The sequence below is a fragment of the Thermus caldilimi genome, from assembly GCF_004684245.1.
GTDB classification, from domain to species: Bacteria; Deinococcota; Deinococci; order Deinococcales; family Thermaceae; genus Thermus; species Thermus caldilimi.
Genome location: NZ_CP038452.1, coordinates 73,194 through 86,588, shown reverse-complemented (window position 1 = coordinate 86,588; position 13,395 = coordinate 73,194). Strand labels below are relative to the sequence as shown.

Genomic DNA, 13,395 nt, shown 5'->3' with positions numbered 1-13,395 from the left:
GACTGGTCGAGGTCATCCACGAACGAGACCCAGACTTTCCCCCCACAGGGCTCAAACGGTTCAGTGTGGTGCGCTTAAGCCGCCTTGCTGTAGTGGAAGAAAAGCTCTTATACAAGCTTGGAGAGATTTCCCCTGAACGCTTCAGGAAAATTGTCTATCGCCTCTGCGGCTGGATCACCGCTTCCCTGCTCGGATAACCCCCCGGACCCACCCTGTGCCGCCTCCACCCAAAGGGGGCCAAAGTTCTCCTCCTGCTCCAGCCCTACCCGCCCGAGCCGATAGGCCTCCAGGAGAGCGGCGAAGCCCATGGCCTTCTCCTGCCAGGTTCTTAAGGGAAGAAGGTGGAAGGGAAGGCGCCCTTTCAAGAAGCCCTGAAGCCGAGCCCAGGCCTCCACGAGGCCAAAGCTCTCCGGGGTTAAGGCCAGGATCGCCCTCCTGAAAGGCCTTGCCGCTTCGGCCAGGACCCTGGGGGGAAGCCGCAGGGCGGGCCTGGGTAAGGGAGGAGGGGGAACAGGAATCAGCCGAGAGCGCTTTCTAAGCCGCTCCTCCAGAAAGGCCACGGTATCCGAAAAATCCAAAAGCACCCGCACCAAAGGAGCCTCCTCCCCTTCCTCCCTTGGGGTAAGGGCCTTTTCCGGGGAAAGCTTAAGGACCAGCAACTCCGCCAGGATGGGGAGGAGTTCGCTCCTTGCCCTCAGGTCCTCGGGAACCTGGGAAAGAGCCTGCTCCACGATGGAAAGCACGGGCAAGGCCCTGGGGGAAACCCGCCCCCGCCTCAGGGCTTCCCTCAGCTCCTGTGGTGTACCGGAAAACCCGGGGAACTCCAGCCGAATCACCGGTACACCGGGCGCTTCGTGGGGAGAAGGAGCCCCACCTTCTCCCGCACCTCTTCCATGGTGGCCTGGGCCACCGCCCGGGCCCGCTTGGCCCCTTCCAAGAGGGCATCCATCACGTAGTCGGGGTGCTTTTTGAGCTCCTCAGCCCGCTCGCGGATGGGGCGGAGGACCTTCATCATCTCCTCGAAGAGGATCCGCTTCACCACCAGGGTGCCGATGCCCGCCCTGCGGTACTCCTCCTTCAGGGCCTCCACCAGCTCCTTGGGGGCGAAGTAGGAGAGGTAGGTGAAGACGATGGTGCGCTCCGGGTCCCCGGGGTCTGCAAGGCGGATCCTCTGGGGGTCGTCGGGGAGGTGGCGGATCTTCTCCCAGATGCTCCTTTCGTCCTCCAGAAGCCCGATGGTGTTCCCCAGGGACTTGCTCATCTTGGCCTTGCCGTCGATGCCCGGCACCCTGGGGGCCTCGGGGTTAAGAAGGGCTTCGGGCTCGGGGAAGGTTTCCCCGAAAAGGGCGTTGAAGCGCCTTGCGATCTCCCGGGTGAGCTCGATGTGCTGCACCTGGTCTTCCCCCACGGGGACGGTGTCCGCCTTGTAGATGAGGATGTCCGCCGCTTGCAGCACTGGGTACATGAGGAGACCGCTCCAGACCGCCTCCTGCTTGGCGGCCTTGTCCTTGAACTGGGTCATGCGGGTGAGGTCTCCCAGGGGGGTGATGGTGGTGAAGACCCAGGAAAGCTCCGTGTGCTCGGGCACGTGGGACTGGACGAAGAGGGTGACCTTTTCCGGGTTAAGGCCCGCCGCCATGTTCACCAGGGCGGCCTCAAAGGTACGCTGGGCCAAGGTGCTAGGGTCGTAGGCCAGGGGGTTGGTGAGGGCGTGGTAGTCCACGATGCAGAAGAAGGCCTCCCGGCCCAACCTCTCCCCTAGTTCCACCCACTGCTTGATGGCCCCCAGGTAGTTGCCGATGTGGATCTCCCCCGAGGGCTGGATGCCGGAAAGAACCCGCGTCATGCCCTTAAGAATAGCAAAAACCCCGCATAAGCGGGGCCTCCTGGTGCCGGGGGCGGGACTTGAACCCGCACGTCCGCAAGGACACACGACCCTGAATCGTGCGCGTCTACCAATTCCGCCACCCCGGCAGACGCAAGGGTCATTGTACGGAAGGGCCCTTTTCCCGTCAAGCCCTAGCGCCAAAGGGTGAGGAGGGCCAGGATCACCGCCAGGGCGCTGAAGTAGAGCATAAGGCGGTTTAAGGCGGTATTGATGTCCCCCTTGAGCTCCTGGCGCAAGGAAACCATGTCCTCCTTGAGCTCTTGGCGTAAAGAGGCCATATTGCCCTCGAGCTCCTGACGTAAGGCGGCCATGTCTCCCTTGAGCTCCTGGCGAAGGGTGGCCATGTCTCCCTTGAGCTCCTGGCGTAAGGCGGCCATGTCCGCCTTGAACTCCTGGCGTAAGGCGGCCATCTCCGCCTTGAATTCCTGGCGCAAGGCCACCACCTCGCCCTTAAGCTCTTGGCGCAAGCCCACTATGTCGCCCTTGATCTCCTGGCGCAGGAGGTCCATGCGGTTTTCCAGGGAGGTAATCCGCTCCGGAAGGGTGGCCATCACCCCTTCCACGATTCCCTCCAGCTTGTAAAGCCGCTCCTCGGTGGTCATCTGCCTTCAGGCTAGCATAGCCCTTGACCCTAAGGCAAAGGCAGCGTAGGCTATAGGGCAATGCGGCGGGGCATCCTGCTAGACCTAGGCCGGGCGGGCCCGGCTTAGGGAAGCCCCGTTGCCTTCCCCCGGGCCCAAAACCCGGGGGATTTTTGTAAGGGAGGGAGCATGGGAAAAACGCTTTACGAGAAAGTCTGGGAGGCGCACGAGGTCAGGAAGCTCCGAAGCGGGCAAAGCCAGCTTTTCATAGACCTCCACCTCCTGCACGAGGTCACCAGTCCCCAAGCCTTCGGGATGCTGAGGGACCTCGGCCTTAAGGTACGCTACCCCCACCGCACCTTCGCCACCGTGGACCACATCGTCCCCACCCACGACCGCACCGAGCCCTTCCAGGATCCTCTGGCCCAGAGCATGCTGGAGGCCCTTAGGCAAAACACAAGGGAGCATGGGATAACCTTCTTTGACCTGGGAAGCGGGAACCAGGGCATCGTGCACGTGATCGGCCCCCAGCTGGGCTTAACCCAACCCGGCATGACCATCGCCTGCGGGGATTCCCACACCTCCACCCACGGGGCCTTCGGGGCCGTGGCCTTCGGCATCGGCACCAGCCAGGTGCGGGACGTCCTCGCCACCCAGACCCTGGCGGCCCAGAAGCTGAAGGTGCGGCGCATCAACATCGAAGGGAAGCTTTCTCCCGGGGTCTACGCCAAGGACGTGATCCTCCACATCATCCGCCACCTGGGGGTGAAGGGAGGGTTGGGCTACGCCTACGAGTACGGGGGAAGCGCGGTGGAGGCCATGGACATGGAAAGCCGCATGACCCTTTGCAACATGTCCATCGAGGGCGGGGCCCGCATCGGGTATGTGAACCCCGACGAAACCACCTTCGCCTACCTGGAAGGCCGCCACTATAGCCCCAAGGGAGCCGAGTGGGAGGAGGCCAAGCGGCGCTGGCGGAGCTTTGCTTCGGATCCGGACGCCCACTATGACGACGTGGTCACCTTCCGGGCGGAGGACATCCCCCCCACGGTCACCTGGGGCATCAACCCGGGGCAGGCGGTGCCCATAGACGGGAGGATTCCCCTTTTGGAGGAGCTTTCCCTTGAAGAGCGCCCCGTGGCCGAGGAAGCCCTGGCCTACATGGGCCTGAGGCCGGGGCAGCCCATCAAGGGGGTGCCCATCCAGGTGGCCTTCATCGGAAGCTGTACCAACGCCAGGCTTTCCGACCTTCGCGAGGTAGCCCGCTTCCTCAAGGGCCACAAGGTGAAGAAGGGGGTGCGGGCCCTGGTGGTGCCGGGCTCGGAGTGGGTGGCCAAGAAGGCGGAGGAAGAGGGCATCGCCGAGATTTTCCAGGAAGCGGGGTTTGAGTGGCGGAACCCCGGGTGCTCCATGTGCCTGGCCATGAACCCGGACCGCCTCGAAGGGGACGAACTGGCCGCCAGCTCCTCCAACCGCAACTACAAGGGGCGCATGGGAAGCCCCAGGGGGCGCACGGTGCTCATGAGCCCCCTTATGGTGGCGGCGGCGGCGGTGGCGGGCGAGATCGCCGACGCCCGGGAAGTGTTTGGGATCGGGAGGTAAGCCATGCTGGAAAGGTTCACCACCATCCGCGGTAGGGCAGTGCCCTTAAGGGGCGAGGACATCGACACGGACCGCATCATCCCCGCCCGCTTCATGAAGGTGCTCACCTTTGAGGGGCTGGGCCAGTACCTCTTCTACGACGAGCGGTTTGACGAAAAGGGCCAGCCCAAGCCCCATCCCTTGAACGACCCCAGGTACCAGGGGGCCAGCATCCTCCTGGTGGAGGCGGGCTTTGGCTCCGGCTCCAGCCGGGAGCACGCCCCTCAGGCCATCAAGCGAGCAGGGTTTAGGACCATCATCGGGGAGAGCTTCGCCGAGATCTTCTTCGGCAACGCCACCGCCATTGGCCTTCCCTGCGTGATCCTCTCCCCTGAGGATCTAGCGGTCCTCTTCCAGGCGGTGGAGGAGGATCCCAGCTTGGAGGTAGAGGTGGACTTAGTGAACAAGGAGGTACGCTTTGGAGGGCGGGTGGCTCCTCTCTTCATCCCTGAGGAGGCCCGGGAAGCCCTGGTGGCAGGGCTTTGGGACCCCATCGGGGAGCTATTGCAGGCGGGAGAGCTTCTGGACGAGTTCGACCGTCGCCTTCCCTACCCCAGGAGGTCGGAATGAGGATTGCGGTCCTTCCGGGGGATGGGATCGGCCCCGAGGTGACGGAAGCGGCCCTGAAGGTGCTTTGCGCCCTGGACGAGGCCCACGGCCTGGGCCTCGCCTACGAGGTCTACCCCTTTGGCGGGGCGGCCATAGACCAGTTCGGGGAACCCTTCCCTGAGGTAACCCGCCAGGGAGTGGAAAGGGCCCAGGCGGTGCTCTTGGGGAGCGTGGGGGGGCCCAGGTGGGACCACCTCCCCCGCAAGATCCGCCCGGAAACCGGGCTTCTCGCCCTAAGGAAAAGCCAGGACCTCTTCGCCAACCTGCGCCCGGCCAAGGTCTTCCCTGGCCTGGAACGGCTTTCCCCCCTCAAGGAGGAGATCGCCCGCGGGGTGGATGTGCTCATCGTACGGGAGCTCACCGGGGGGATCTACTTCGGGGAGCCCCGGGGGATGTCCGAGGCCGAGGCCTGGAACACGGAGCGCTACGCCCGCCTCGAGGTGGAGCGGGTGGCCCAGGTGGCCTTTGAGGCGGCGAGGAAGCGCCGGAAGCACGTGGTGAGCGTGGACAAGGCCAACGTCTTGGAGGTGGGGGAGTTCTGGCGGAAGACCGTGGAGGACGTCCACCAGAGCTATCCCGACGTGGCCTTGGAGCACCAGTACGTGGACGCCATGGCCATGCACCTGGTGAAGAACCCGATACGCTTCGACGTGGTGGTGACGGGGAACCTCTTCGGGGACATCCTCTCCGACCTGGCCTCGGTGCTGCCCGGCTCCCTGGGGCTTCTCCCCTCCGCCTCCTTGGGGCGGGGCACCCCGGTGTTTGAGCCGGTGCACGGCTCCGCCCCGGACATCGCCGGGAAAGGGGTGGCCAACCCCACCGCCGCCATCCTCTCGGCGGCCATGATGCTGGAGCACGCCTTTGGCCTGGTGGAGCTCGCCCGGCGGGTGGAGGAGGCCGTGGCGAGTGCCTTGCGGGAAACCCCTCCGCCCGACCTGGGAGGAAGCGCGGGCACGGAGGCCTTCACGGAGGAGGTCCTCCGCCGTCTACAATAGGGGAAATGCTCCGCCACCGCTTCACCACTGAGGACTTCCACCGCATGCACGAGGCCGGCATCCTCCCCGAGGACGCCCGGGTGGAGCTGGTAGAGGGAGAGATCGTCACCATGAGCCCGGTAGGCAAGCGCCACATGGCGGCGGTTAAGCGGCTTATGGACCTGCTCTTTCCCCTGCAACAGGCGAGGAAAGCCCTTCTGCAGGTTCAGGACCCCCTGAGGCTTTCCCCGGAAAGCGAACCCCAACCCGACCTCGTTCTCCTCGCCCACCGGGAAGACTTCTACCGGGACAAGGTTCCCGAGGCCCGGGATGCCCTCCTGGTGGTGGAGGTGGCGGACACCTCCCTGGACTACGACCTGAACGTCAAGGTGCCCCTCTACGCCCAGGCCGGGGTGCCGGAGGTCTGGGTGGTGGACCTGGCCCGGGACCGGGTGCACGTCTTCCGCAAGCCCGCCGGGGAGGGCTATGGGGAGCGGGAGGCCCTCGAGGGGGGCGAGCTGGAGGTCCTGGGGCTCAGGGTACCCGTGAAGGAGGTCCTGCCATGACCCGCCACCGGATCTCCCTGGAAGAGTTCCACCGCATGGTGGAGGCCGGGGTTTTTCCCGAGGACCTGAGGCTGGAACTGGTGGAAGGAGAGCTGCTGGAGATGAGTCCCATTGGAAAACGCCACGCCGCCAAAGTGGCCAGGCTCACCGCCCTCTTTAGCCCCCTCGTGCCCCACAAGGCCATCCTCTTCGTGCAAAACCCCCTGGTGGTGGGGGGCTCGGAGCTCTACCCCGATCTCGCCCTCCTGCAACCCCGGTCCGACTTCTACGAGGAGGGGCTACCCACGGCAGAAGACGCATTATTGGTGGTGGAAGTGGCGGAAACCTCCTTCCGCTACGACCTTGAGGTGAAGGTACCCCTTTACGTCAAAGGGGGCGTGCCCGAGGTCTGGGTGGTAGACCTGGAAGGCGGGCGGTTTCTGGTGCACAGAGAGCCCAGGGAGGGAGGCTATAAGGAGGTCAGAACCCTGGGACCCCAGGACACTCTGGCCTTTATGGGGGTGGAGATCCCCGTGGAGGAACTCCTATGAGGAAAACCCTGATCCTCACCGGGGCAAGCCGCGGCATCGGCCGGGCCCTGGCCCTGGAGCTGGCTCAGGCGGGTTACGACCTGGTGCTGAACGCCCGCTCGGAAGGGCCCTTAAAGGAGGTAGCCGAGGAGGTTCGTGCCCTAGGGGCCAGGGCGGAGTGGGTGGCGGGGAGCGCCGGGAAGGCCCAGGTGGCGGAAGCCCTGGTGCGGAAGGCCGAGGGGCTTGGGGACTTTTACGGCTACGTCCACAACGCCGGGGTCCTGCACCCGGGGCCTTGGATCTACGAGATGGCGGAGCCGCTTTTCCTGGAGGTGCTGGAGGCCAACCTCCTGGCGGGCTACCAGCTCGCCCGCTTCGCCTACCCCCTCCTGCGGCCAAAAGGGGAAGGGGTGGCCATTTACGTGGGCTCCGGGGCCGCAGAGTCCAACCTTCCCGGGATCGGGGCCTACGCGGTGGCCAAGGCCGCGGAGGAGCACCTGGCCCGGCAGCTGGCCGCGGAGGTGCCGGAGGTGGCCTGCTTCGTCTACCGCCCCGGGGTGGTGGAGACGGAGATGCAGCGCCAGGCCCGGGAGGCCCAGGGGAGCGCTGCCCCCGTGCTGCACCAGGTTTTCCGCGGGTACAAGGAGGAGGGCCGCCTCCTAAGCCCCAAGGAGGCGGCCCAGGCCCTGGTGCGCCTTCTGCCCAAGGCGCGCCAGTTCCATGGAAAGATCGCATCCTGGAGGGACGCATGAGATCCGACCGCATCAAAAAGGGACTGCAACAGGCCCCCGCCCGCTCCATGCTCCGGGCGGTGGGCGTGGGGGATGAGGACTTCCAGAGGCCCTTCGTGGGGGTGGTGAACACCTTCACCGACGGCATGCCCTGCAACTACCACCTCCGCCAGCTGGCCCTGGACGTGAAGGCGGGGCTTAGGGAGGCCGGGGCCTTCCCCTTTGAGTTCGGGGCCCCTGCCATCTCCGATGGCATCAGCATGGGCACCCCCGGGATGCGGGCGAGCCTCATAAGCCGGGAGGTGATCGCCGACAGCGTGGAACTGGTGGCCCAGGGCTACCTCTACGACGGGATGGTGGTCCTCTCCGCCTGCGACAAGACCATCCCCGGCGGGGCCATGGGGGTGATCCGCAGTGGGGTTCCCGGCGTGGTCCTCTACGGCGGCACCATCGCCCCCGGGGAGTGGCGGGGCAGGAAGCTCACCATCGTCTCCGTGTTCGAGGCGGTGGGGCAGCGGGCCGCGGGGAAGATCACGGACGAGGAGCTTTTGGAGATCGAGCGGCACGCCATCCCCGGCCCCGGGGCCTGCGGCGGCCAGTACACCGCCAACACCATGGCCATGGCCCTCGAGGCCCTCGGCCTCTCCCCCATCGGCTACAACGCCATCCCCGCCGTGCACCCGGAAAAGCCCAAGGCCACCCGGGAGGCGGGCCACATCCTGGCCCGGGCCATAGAGCGAAACTGGAAACCCCAGGATTTCCTCACCCGCAGAAGCTTCCTCAACGCCATCGCCGCCGTGGCCGCCACCGGGGGGAGCACCAACGCCGTGCTCCACCTCCTGGCCATCGCCCGGGAGGTGGGGGTGGAGCTGAGCCTGGACGACTTTGACCAGGTTTCCCGGAAAACCCCGGTGATCGCCGACCTCCTCCCCTGGGGTACCTACACCGCCTGGGAGCTTTACGAGGCCGGGGGCACCGCCCTGGTCTTCCAAAAGCTCCTGGAGGCAGGGCTTCTTTACGGGGAGGAGAGGACCCTCACCGGCAACACCTTGGCCGAGGAGGTGGAACGGGCCTACCGGGAAAGCCCAGGCCAGCAGGTGGTCTTCCCCGTGGAACAGGCCCTGAAGCCCCAAGGGGGCCTGGTGGTCCTCAAGGGGAACCTGGCCCCGAGGGGGGCAGTCTTGAAGCTGGCCGGCACCGAGCGCACCTACTTCGAGGGCCCGGCCCGGGTCTTCGACTCCGAGGAAGCCGCCATGGAAAAGGTGCTGGCCAAGGAGATCCGCCCCGGTGACGTGGTGGTGATCCGCTACGTGGGCCCCAAGGGCGCTCCCGGGATGCCCGAGATGCTTTCCGTCACCAGCGCCCTCGTGGGGGAGGGCCTGGGCCCCGAGGTGGCCCTCCTCACCGACGGCCGCTTCTCCGGCGGCACCCGCGGCCTCATGATCGGCCACATCGCCCCCGAGGCCTTCGTGGGAGGGCCCATCGCCCTTCTGGAGGACGGGGACCGGGTGCGGATTGATGTGGCGAAGCGCCTTTTGGAGGTGCTCCTACCCGAAGAGGAGCTGAGGAGGCGGCAGGAGCGCTGGCAACCCAGGCCCCCCGCCTTCCGCCACGGCCTCTTTGCCCGCTACGCCGCCTTGGTGGAGCAGGCGGACCAAGGAGCAGTGCTGAAGGACCCCGAGGCCTAGGGTTTCTCCGGCCGCTTGACCGCATCGGGGGTGAGGTTCAAGCCTCGCCCCTTACGTATCTCCTCCGGGGTGAAGGGGTCTCCCTTGGCCTGGAGAAGGGCCTTTAGGTGGTTCAATAAAGCGGCAAGCTCGTCGTCCTTGAGCTGGGCGAAGCCGGGCATGAGCCCGGCCTCCCCCTTCTTGCCGTAGAGGACCACCAGGACCAGGTACCGCCGGCCCTCCGGGGTGGCGAAAAAGGGGCCCAGCCCCTGAAGGCCGGGGTAGGGGCGCACCCCCTGGGCCTTCTCCCCATGGCAGACGGCGCAGGTCTTGGCCCAAAGCCCTTCCGTCCCCTGGGCCAGGGCCGCCCCCAAGCCCAGAAGGAAGAGGAGGGGCAAGAGCCGCTTCATGAAACCAGTATAGGGGGCCCTGACCTGTAGGGCCTTTAGCGGGCCTTTACCTCGGTCCAGACCCGGTCGTAAAGGGCGATGTCCGGCCCCAGGTCCTTGAGGTACTCAAGCTTGGCCCGCACCTCTTCCGGGGGAAAAACCGTGGGATCCCGGCGCATCTCCTCGGGAAGAAGGGGAAGGGCCTTGGCCACGGGGGTGGCGTAGCGGGTGTACTCCGCTAAGGCGGCGGCGTTTTCCGGTTCCAGCAAAAAGTCGATGAAGCGGTAGGCGAGATCCTGGCCGGGACCCCTTTTTAAGACCACCATGGCGTCGGTCCAAAGGGTGCCGCCTTCCTTGGGAATGACATAGTGAAGCCTCTCATCCTCCCGTCTGGCCTGGAGCACATCCCCGGAGTAGGCCAGGGTGAGGGCGGCATCCCCCGCCAGGATGCGGTTCAAGGCCTCCACACCCCCGGCGAAGCCCACGGAGCGGCCCTTGGCCTCGAGGAGAAGTTCCTTGGCCTTCTCCAGGGCCTTAGGATCCGTGGTGTTCACCGAGTAGCCCAGGTACTTCAAGGCCGCCCCGATGGTCTCCCGCATCTCGTCCAGAAGGAGGAAGGGCCCCACCTGCCTGGCAGGGTCAAAGAAGACGGCGAAGGAATCCACCGGACCCTTCACCAAATCCCCCCGGTAGGCCAGGCCCGTGGTGCCCCAGAGGTAGGGAACGGAGTACTGGAGGCCAGGGTCATAGGGGGGGTTCAGGAAGAAGGGATCCAGGTTGGCCAGGTTCTTAAGTCTTCCCTTCTCCAGGGAAGCAAGGAGCCCCTCCCGGGCCATCTGGAGCACGTAGTAGTCGGGGGCTACCACCAGGGAGAACTCCCGGTCCGCCCCCGCCTTCAGCTTGGCCAGCATGGCCTCGGGGGACTCGAAGGTGTCCAGGACCACTTTAGCCCCGGTTTGCGCCTCAAACTTCTTTAGGAGCTCCTCGGGAATGTAGTCCGCCCAGTTGAGGAAGTAGAGGGTCCCGCCGGCCTGGGAAGCCGGCCTCGGCCGCAAAAGGAGGAACCCCACGACCACCAGGGCCAGAACCAAAAGCAGAATGCCCCAACGCTTCATACCCTCCTCCGGGTTAAAGCATACCCCAAGGCCAGGAAGAGGGCGCTAAGGCCGATGATCAGGGTGGAAAGGGCGTGCACCTTGGGGCTCACCCCTAGCTTCACACTGGAATAGATGTAAAGGGGAAGGGTGGTGGCCCCGGGACCGGCGGTGAAGAAGGTGACCACGAAGTCATCCAGGGAGAGGGTGAGGGCGAGGAGCGCCCCCGCCGCCACCCCCGGCCAGGCCAGGGGCAGGGTCACGTGCCAGAAGGTCTGCCAGCCCCGGGCCCCCAGGTCGCGGGCGGCCTCCTCCAGGGCCGGGTCCAGGAGAAGCAGGCGGGAGCGCACCACCAGGGTCACGAAGGCCACCTGGAAGGTGATGTGTCCCAGGGTCACCGTGAGGAGGGAAAGGCGGGGAAACCCCAAAACCTCCCGGGCCAGGGCGAAGAGGAGGAGAAGGGACACCCCCATGACCACATCGGGCACCACCACGGGGATGTAAAGGAGGTAGGAGAGGAAGCCTTTGCCGGGAAAGCGGTAGCGGACAAGGCCCACGGCCAAAAGCGTCCCCAAAACCGTGGCCACCAGGGTGGAGAAGAAGGCCACCAGGAGGGTATTCAGGAAGTACTCCAGCACCCTGGGGTCTTGGAAAAGGGCCCGGTACCAGTCCAGGGTGAAGCCGGTAAAGCGCACCCCCCGGCGGCTTTCGTTGAAGGAGAGGGCCACGATGACCAGAATGGGTAGGTAGAGGAAGAGGTAGACGAGGAGGGCGTGGAGGGTAAGGAGCCTTCTCATACCAGGTCCTTTAGGCCCCTTTCCCCCTGCAGGCGGGCGTAGAGGTAGAGGGAAAGGAGCACAAACCCCATCAAGAACACGCTTAGAGCAGCCCCAAAGGCCCAGTCCCGGGTGATGCCGAACTGCTGTTGGATGAGGTTCCCGATCAGAACTACCCGCCCCGCCCCCAGGAGGTCCGCCACCACGAAGGTGCCCATGGCGGGGATGAAGACCAAGACGCTTCCCGCAAAAAGCCCGGGGTAGGTTTGGGGCAAGACCGCATGCAAGAAAGCCTTAACAGGCCTAGCCCCCAGGTCGTAGGCCGCCTCCAAGAGCTGCCAGTCGAGGCGCTCCACGCTGGCGTACACCGGCAGGACGAAAAAGGGCAGAAAGGTGTACACCGTGGCCAAGAGCACGGCGAAGAAGGAGGGATACAGGACCAGGGGCCCCAGGACGAAGGTCCCAAGAAGGGCGTTCACCAGGCCTTCCCGTTGCAACAGCACCAGCCAGGCGTAGACCCGGATCAGGAAGTTGGTGAGAAAGGGAAGGAGGAGAAGGAAAAGGAGGAGGTCCCGCTGGGGATGGCGGGCGATGTAGAAGGCCAGGGGATAACCCAGCAAGGCAGAGATCAAGGTGGCCAGGACCCCCACAAGAAGGCTTTGGGCGAAGGCCTCGAGGTAGACGGGGTGGAGGAGCTTGGCGTAGTTGTGGAAGCCCCAGGGCCCGCTAAGCTCCCCATAGGGCCCCCGGGTGAGGAAGGAGGCCATAAGGACCAAAAGGGTGGGAAGAAGGACGAAGACCAAAAGCCAAAGGCCCCCAGGGCCCACGGTAACCAGGACCCGGAGGGCGCGTTGCCAGGGAGTAGCCGCCTCATTCATGGATCACCACCAGGTTCTCCGGGGGAAGGTAGCAGAACACCTCCTCCCCGTAGGTGAACTCCTCGGCCCCAGGCTCCTGCAGGTCCTGGTTCAGGGTATAGGCCAGAAGCCGCACCTCCCCCGCCCGCAGGTAGTACTGGTTCTCCGCTCCCGTGTAGACGATCTCCTCCACCCTGGCCCGCACCAGGTTTTCCCGGGCAGGAGCCCCGTTGCCCACCGGGTAAAGGCGGATCTTCTCCGGCCGGATCACCAGGTGGGCTTCCTGCGAAAGGGGCTCCTTCAGGCGCAAAATCCCAAGGGGGGTTTCCGCCCCTTTTGGGTGGGGCCTTGCGGAGAGGAAGTTGGAACGGCCGAGGAAATCCGCCACGAAGCGGTTTTTGGGCCGCTCGTAGACCTCGTCGGGAAGGCCCACCTGCTCAACCCTCCCCGAGCGCATCACCGCAATCCGGTCGGACATGACCAAGGCCTCCTCCTGGTCGTGGGTAACGAAGATGAAGGTGGTGCCAAGCCTCCGCTGAAGCTGCATGAGCTCCACCCTAAGCTCCTGGCGGAGCTTCAGGTCCAAGGCGGAAAGGGGCTCGTCCAAAAGGAGCACCTCGGGCTCCAGCACCAGGGCCCGGGCCAAGGCCACCCGCTGCTTCTGCCCCCCGGAAAGCTCCCGGGGGTAGCGTTTCTCCAGGCCCAGGAGATCCACCAGCTCCAGGGCCCAGGCCACCTTTTTGCGAACCTCCCCTGCGGGAAGCCCCTTCATGCGGAGGCCAAAGGCCACGTTTCCCTCCACGGTCATGTGGGGAAAAAGGGCGTAGTTCTGAAAGACGGTGTTCACGGGGCGGGCGTAGGGGGGAACCCCGGTCATGTCCTTCCCGGCGATCTCGATCCGCCCCGCATCCGGGGTGTCAAACCCGGCGAGAAGCCTGAGGAGGGTGGTCTTGCCGCAGCCCGAGGGCCCCAAAAGGCTGAAGAACTCTCCCCGCTTGACCTCGAGGTCCACGCCATCCAAGGCCACCACCCCGACAAAACCCTTCCGCACCCCCAAGAGGCGAACCAGCACTTCCCCGGCCACGGGGCCCAGTTTAGGGGGAGTGGCTCCCA

Annotated in this window: 15 protein-coding genes and 1 tRNA gene; 7 read left to right on the top strand and 9 right to left on the bottom strand. The window is 65.4% G+C overall.

All coding sequences use genetic code 11. From position 1 onward, the window contains the following. Positions 1-107 precede the first annotated feature (107 nt). The 4 genes from EBI04_RS00435 to EBI04_RS00420 form a co-directional block, all read right to left on the bottom strand. Positions 108-836 (bottom strand): chromosome segregation protein ScpA, encoded by a 729-nt coding sequence (locus EBI04_RS00435; protein WP_240695326.1) that lies wholly within the window; start codon positions 834-836, stop codon positions 108-110. Next, positions 833-1,846 (bottom strand): tryptophan--tRNA ligase, encoded by a 1,014-nt coding sequence (gene trpS, locus EBI04_RS00430; RefSeq protein ID WP_135255574.1) that lies wholly within the window; start codon positions 1,844-1,846, stop codon positions 833-835. Before trpS ends, EBI04_RS00435 begins: the two co-directional genes overlap by 4 nt. Before the next feature lie 41 nt (positions 1,847-1,887). Continuing rightward, positions 1,888-1,974: transfer RNA gene (locus EBI04_RS00425), tRNA-Leu, on the bottom strand. A 45-nt stretch (positions 1,975-2,019) separates the two neighbouring features. Next, on the bottom strand, positions 2,020-2,490 hold the full coding sequence (locus EBI04_RS00420) for a DUF1640 domain-containing protein (RefSeq protein WP_135255573.1): 471 nt from the start codon (positions 2,488-2,490) through the stop codon (positions 2,020-2,022). A 168-nt stretch (positions 2,491-2,658) separates the two neighbouring features. On the opposite strand from EBI04_RS00420, the gene leuC reads away from it, so the two are divergent. The 7 genes from leuC to ilvD are packed head-to-tail and all read left to right on the top strand — an operon-like array spanning position 2,659 to position 9,187. Beyond that, complete coding sequence (leuC, locus tag EBI04_RS00415; RefSeq protein WP_135255572.1) at positions 2,659-4,071, top strand: 3-isopropylmalate dehydratase large subunit; 1,413 nt, start codon at positions 2,659-2,661, stop codon at positions 4,069-4,071. 3 nt (positions 4,072-4,074) lie between these two features. Beyond that, positions 4,075-4,680 carry a 3-isopropylmalate dehydratase small subunit gene (leuD, locus tag EBI04_RS00410; RefSeq protein ID WP_135255571.1) on the top strand — a complete coding sequence of 202 codons (606 nt, stop codon included), beginning with the start codon at positions 4,075-4,077 and terminating at the stop codon, positions 4,678-4,680. Next, on the top strand, positions 4,677-5,714 hold the full coding sequence (gene leuB, locus EBI04_RS00405; RefSeq protein ID WP_135255570.1) for a 3-isopropylmalate dehydrogenase: 1,038 nt from the start codon (positions 4,677-4,679) through the stop codon (positions 5,712-5,714). Before leuD ends, leuB begins: the two co-directional genes overlap by 4 nt. Positions 5,715-5,719: 5 nt before the next feature. After that, positions 5,720-6,259, top strand: coding sequence for a Uma2 family endonuclease (locus EBI04_RS00400; protein WP_135255569.1), 540 nt, complete (start codon positions 5,720-5,722; stop codon positions 6,257-6,259). Next, positions 6,256-6,789, top strand: a complete 534-nt coding sequence (locus EBI04_RS00395) for a Uma2 family endonuclease (RefSeq protein ID WP_135255568.1) — start codon at positions 6,256-6,258, stop codon at positions 6,787-6,789. Before EBI04_RS00400 ends, EBI04_RS00395 begins: the two co-directional genes overlap by 4 nt. Next, on the top strand, positions 6,786-7,520 hold the full coding sequence (locus tag EBI04_RS00390; protein ID WP_135255567.1) for an SDR family NAD(P)-dependent oxidoreductase: 735 nt from the start codon (positions 6,786-6,788) through the stop codon (positions 7,518-7,520). The genes EBI04_RS00395 and EBI04_RS00390 overlap by 4 nt, the downstream gene beginning before the upstream one ends. Further along, complete coding sequence (gene ilvD, locus EBI04_RS00385) at positions 7,517-9,187, top strand: dihydroxy-acid dehydratase (RefSeq protein WP_135255566.1); 1,671 nt, start codon at positions 7,517-7,519, stop codon at positions 9,185-9,187. Before EBI04_RS00390 ends, ilvD begins: the two co-directional genes overlap by 4 nt. Here ilvD and EBI04_RS00380 read toward each other — a convergent pair. From EBI04_RS00380 to EBI04_RS00360, 5 genes are read right to left on the bottom strand one after another with little or no spacing between them, the layout of a single operon-like run. Next, complete coding sequence (locus tag EBI04_RS00380; protein ID WP_135255565.1) at positions 9,184-9,576, bottom strand: c-type cytochrome; 393 nt, start codon at positions 9,574-9,576, stop codon at positions 9,184-9,186. The genes ilvD and EBI04_RS00380 overlap by 4 nt on opposite strands. A gap of 35 nt (positions 9,577-9,611) precedes the next feature. Next, entirely contained in the window at positions 9,612-10,670 is a 1,059-nt protein-coding gene (locus tag EBI04_RS00375) for a polyamine ABC transporter substrate-binding protein (RefSeq protein ID WP_135255564.1), read from the bottom strand. Next, complete coding sequence (locus tag EBI04_RS00370) at positions 10,667-11,446, bottom strand: ABC transporter permease (RefSeq protein WP_135255563.1); 780 nt, start codon at positions 11,444-11,446, stop codon at positions 10,667-10,669. Before EBI04_RS00370 ends, EBI04_RS00375 begins: the two co-directional genes overlap by 4 nt. Further along, positions 11,443-12,303 (bottom strand): ABC transporter permease, encoded by an 861-nt coding sequence (locus EBI04_RS00365; protein ID WP_135255562.1) that lies wholly within the window; start codon positions 12,301-12,303, stop codon positions 11,443-11,445. Before EBI04_RS00365 ends, EBI04_RS00370 begins: the two co-directional genes overlap by 4 nt. Next, positions 12,296-13,366: an ABC transporter ATP-binding protein gene (locus tag EBI04_RS00360; RefSeq protein WP_167481843.1), complete on the bottom strand. Its 1,071-nt coding sequence runs from the start codon at positions 13,364-13,366 to the stop codon at positions 12,296-12,298. Before EBI04_RS00360 ends, EBI04_RS00365 begins: the two co-directional genes overlap by 8 nt. Between the last annotated feature and the right edge of the window lie 29 nt (positions 13,367-13,395).

Bases quoted from the DNA above. Each gene is read 5' to 3' on its own strand.
- trpS (WP_135255574.1), bottom strand. From the start codon at position 1,846: ATGACGCGGGTTCTTTCCGGCATCCAGCCCTCGGGGGAGATCCACATC.
- EBI04_RS00420 (WP_135255573.1), bottom strand. From the start codon at position 2,490: ATGACCACCGAGGAGCGGCTTTACAAGCTGGAGGGAATCGTGGAAGGG.
- leuC (WP_135255572.1), top strand. From the start codon at position 2,659: ATGGGAAAAACGCTTTACGAGAAAGTCTGGGAGGCGCACGAGGTCAGG.
- leuD (WP_135255571.1), top strand. From the start codon at position 4,075: ATGCTGGAAAGGTTCACCACCATCCGCGGTAGGGCAGTGCCCTTAAGG.
- leuB (WP_135255570.1), top strand. From the start codon at position 4,677: ATGAGGATTGCGGTCCTTCCGGGGGATGGGATCGGCCCCGAGGTGACG.
- EBI04_RS00400 (WP_135255569.1), top strand. From the start codon at position 5,720: ATGCTCCGCCACCGCTTCACCACTGAGGACTTCCACCGCATGCACGAG.
- EBI04_RS00395 (WP_135255568.1), top strand. From the start codon at position 6,256: ATGACCCGCCACCGGATCTCCCTGGAAGAGTTCCACCGCATGGTGGAG.
- EBI04_RS00390 (WP_135255567.1), top strand. From the start codon at position 6,786: ATGAGGAAAACCCTGATCCTCACCGGGGCAAGCCGCGGCATCGGCCGG.
- ilvD (WP_135255566.1), top strand. From the start codon at position 7,517: ATGAGATCCGACCGCATCAAAAAGGGACTGCAACAGGCCCCCGCCCGC.
- EBI04_RS00380 (WP_135255565.1), bottom strand. From the start codon at position 9,576: ATGAAGCGGCTCTTGCCCCTCCTCTTCCTTCTGGGCTTGGGGGCGGCC.
- EBI04_RS00375 (WP_135255564.1), bottom strand. From the start codon at position 10,670: ATGAAGCGTTGGGGCATTCTGCTTTTGGTTCTGGCCCTGGTGGTCGTG.
- EBI04_RS00370 (WP_135255563.1), bottom strand. From the start codon at position 11,446: ATGAGAAGGCTCCTTACCCTCCACGCCCTCCTCGTCTACCTCTTCCTC.
- EBI04_RS00365 (WP_135255562.1), bottom strand. From the start codon at position 12,303: ATGAATGAGGCGGCTACTCCCTGGCAACGCGCCCTCCGGGTCCTGGTT.